Origin of the sequence: Methanobrevibacter sp., assembly GCF_045130115.1 — an archaeon.
Taxonomy (GTDB): Archaea; Methanobacteriota; Methanobacteria; order Methanobacteriales; family Methanobacteriaceae; genus Methanocatella.
Genome location: NZ_JBGUPC010000050.1, coordinates 1 through 3,597, shown reverse-complemented (window position 1 = coordinate 3,597; position 3,597 = coordinate 1). Strand labels below are relative to the sequence as shown.

Annotated in this window: 2 protein-coding genes; both read right to left on the bottom strand. The window is 34.6% G+C overall.

Annotated elements, in window-relative coordinates; translation table 11 throughout:
• Positions 1–10: 10 nt before the first annotated feature.
• Complete coding sequence (locus ACJMML_RS08700) at positions 11–2,287, bottom strand: S8 family peptidase (protein ID WP_405306927.1); 2,277 nt, start codon at positions 2,285–2,287, stop codon at positions 11–13.
• The gene (locus tag ACJMML_RS08695) at positions 2,259–3,329 is read right to left on the bottom strand and encodes an ATP-binding protein (RefSeq protein WP_295591711.1); all 1,071 of its coding nucleotides are present in this window, start codon (positions 3,327–3,329) and stop codon (positions 2,259–2,261) included. Before ACJMML_RS08695 ends, ACJMML_RS08700 begins: the two co-directional genes overlap by 29 nt.
• Positions 3,330–3,597: the final 268 nt, after the last annotated feature.

The window sequence follows — 3,597 nt, the reverse complement described above, 5'->3', positions numbered from 1 at the left end:
AAATATTTCTCTATTCAAATTTAATTTCTTCCTCAGCTTTTGCATAAACATCAATCTGATTTTGTACATCAAGCTTACTCACAAACCAACCTCTTGCCATACACAATTTTATAAAATCATTAATGCGGTTTACTCCATTCATTTCTTTCAACGTCACAACAACCCCAAATTGCAATGGTTCCTTAGTTCTTGAGGTTATTCGTTCCTTTGTTTTTATACTTAATCCCCATAACCCTGAATCATATGCTTTTCTAGGAACGGCCTTATCTTTTATTTCTTCGGTAATATGCTTAACATTGTCCCATTTACGATACATTTTTCTTGCATCTTCTTCGTAAAGGGTAACCACACCATCTTCACATTGCTTATTATTATCAATAGATTTTATAGTTGCCTTGTTTTTTTTGTTTATGACAACCCTTCCAAAATGGATGTCCATTTCGGTACTAGTATAATCAACACCTTGATTTCTATTACATTGTGGGAAATACACTAAAGTAGCTTTAGCATAAAACGGATGAGTACTATTTATAATAGGGACAGGCAAGTTGTACGTATATGTTTCATACTCTTCTGAAGTTCCCATCATAAGGAATCGTATTTCGTCATTTGAAGAATGGATTATATCGTCAATATGTTTCGGCAATACTCCATACCCCATCCTGTGCGAAATATCATCTTTTCTATCCCATTTTGCAGCAGAATCAATAAGTATTGCCTTTGCAAGTTCTCTACTCAGACCCATTATTTGTATCAAGTATGCCAGCTTTCTGGATACCCACGGTGCAGCAAAAGAGGTACCACTCACATAAGTAGCCCCCGTATTATCGCAACATACAGCAATCTTATCTTCAGCCCTTTTTCCGTCGCCCCCATAATAACTTAAATCTGGTTTGTTAAAAAATGACAACACGGGACCACTTCTAGTATAGGATGCAGATCTTCCTTTAAAGTCAACAGAATTAACTACCAAAGAATTTAATGAGTCTGCAGGCGATCCAATCTTCATATCCTTACCAACCATTCCTTGCGGAGCATTTGTTCCTGCTATAACAAAAACAACATCATATTCACTTTGAATCTTATCAAGCTCAGCAGCCACTGGAGAAATAAAATTAGGCTTTATTTCCAATTTTGAACCTAAGGATAAATTCCATACTTTGATATCTCTATTTTTAGCAACAATATCTCTAATCAACCTTAAAACCGCAAATGAACTGAACCCTTTATGTGTTGCCACCCCAAAATGTCTGACTCTAAATCTTCCACATCCATCTTCAAGCTCAGGATTTCCCTGTGGTCCATCAACAATAATATAACTGACAGCTGTCCCATGTCGAAAATCTTCCTCAGATAAAGGAATATTTTCATCCAGCATATTGGTATAATCAACCCATTCATTAAAATATACATTATCATTAAATTGAGTGTCGATGACCCCTATCACCGGTTCATTTGACGGTTTCGGAATCAAATTTAATTCATCATTCCAAGTTTCTATCTCATCAGTAATATCATCTTTGTTTATTACAGAGAAATCCGTCAAACTCATAGCAACGAGATATGAAGCGTTATTATAGAGCAGCTTTGCCTCATCAGGAGTTAATCTAAGCGTTGTGCCGTCGATAATTCTATCATCAACAATATTGATTCCAAATTTCGCTAAAAGTCTCTTTGTTTCCACCCCTGTCTGATAGATTGTTATAATAGAATCTTGTGTAATTTCCTCGTTTGCGCGATCAATATCAAACCTTTCCACATAATTCCCATCTACAATCGTTTTTAAGAAGGCAGATTTTGATAGTATATCATTACTGAAACATTTTCTTTTATCAGCTATCATTTCGCATTGTTCGTATGTTAGTACTCCGTTAAATTGTGTATCAATGATTGTCGCAGAATTTCTCAGTAATTCAGCAGATTTTTCAAGTGTTTCCAATTTTACAAAATGTGTGAAAACATGCTTTTGAACTGTTTTACCTAAATCATCTTTTTCCCACACAAATTTAGCACCTCTTACAGACTCCGAGGGATCTTTACTACCTTCTGCTAATAATGCTTTAAGACGATTGCTTTTGGGGACAATGTTTTTATAGTGTACGCTAACTAGAGCTCCTCCAATATTTGTATTTCTCTGCCAATATAAAAATATTTTATTTATCTGTTGCGCCAACTCCCTTAAGTGAGAGCTTTTTACTGATTTACCTTTGGGCAATTTCGGAGCTCCTGGTTTCGATCCATTCGGGCGCTGTTCAAATCTACCTTTCAATTGAAGAATGCAATTCATCTACGTTCTGCCCCTTTAAGTCTCTTGCAACGCTACTTTTAGACCTCCCTGTAAGGATTTCTATTTCTCTCACTGTAAATTTTTGTGCTTGAAGCTTTTTTAAATCGTTTGGCTTTTCACCGCATATCGAATAATACAATTTCCTAAAATAGTCCATTCCATCATGAGGATTGCTAAATGCTACAGATGTTTTTATTAAGTTTTTTAAATCCCCGGGATACTTCTTTTCAAGTAGTAAATTCATAATTTTTCTAAACAATCTAATATCTCTGTTAGCCAATTTAAATTTATCAAGATATCTATCCAGCAGTCTCTCTGAAATTAAAAGAAGATCCTCTTTTGTATATCTGTTAAAATCAATAACCAAATCGAATCTTCTTATCAAAGCCTTATCGAAATGTTCGAACAAATTTGTTGTGGCAATAAGTACAACATCCTCCTTCATTCTGTCAAGGCCTTTCAGTATTGCCGTTGTTGCCCTGCCCATCTCACGCAAATCGTTTGAATTAGTTCGGTCCAAAGCAATAGCATCTATTTCATCAAATAGTACAATCACATTTTTCGGCTGAACAAAGCTGTTTATTTCCTTAAATAAGGCCGCCAAGTTTTTCTGCGTCTGTCCTAATTTGCTATCAACTATTGCAGAAAAATCTACCATAAATAGATCTCTATTTAAAATTCGTGCTAATTGCTTAACCGCCTCTGTCTTTCCTGTTCCTGGCACTCCCTGAAATAAAAATTTATTTATTCCAATATTATGTTCAACAACATTTACAACACCTAATAAATCATTTGTTATTGCATCAGGTAGCAAAAGCATATCTTCCTGCGCTTCAATTCGTTCAAAAAAAGGAGATACAGATTCCGACACTTGCGGTACAAATGTATTTACATTTGATAACAATGACATGATATATTCTGATAGTTGATAATCACCCGACTTATCAAATTCTTTTGCAATTTCATAGGCCTCATTGCGGAAACCAACATCGTTTTTCTCAGCATAATACTTGATTAAACTGAGAATACTCCTTTTTTTCATACTCAATACTTCCTTTTACCCTACCCTTTTTTATAATACCATTATGGGACTAAAACATCAATATTGGGACAAAATTCACATTACTACAAAGACAGACGTATGCAAACTCTTTGTTTTGCATTCAAATAAGATATGACTCAAAATACACGTTCGTAACAAATGTGATAAATTCACAATTAAGGTAAACGCTCCATAATAACCTTTGATGCTAATTAAGATTGTTTAAAATCAACAATCCAGCCTTTTCTTTTTTCAATAAGACTTAACT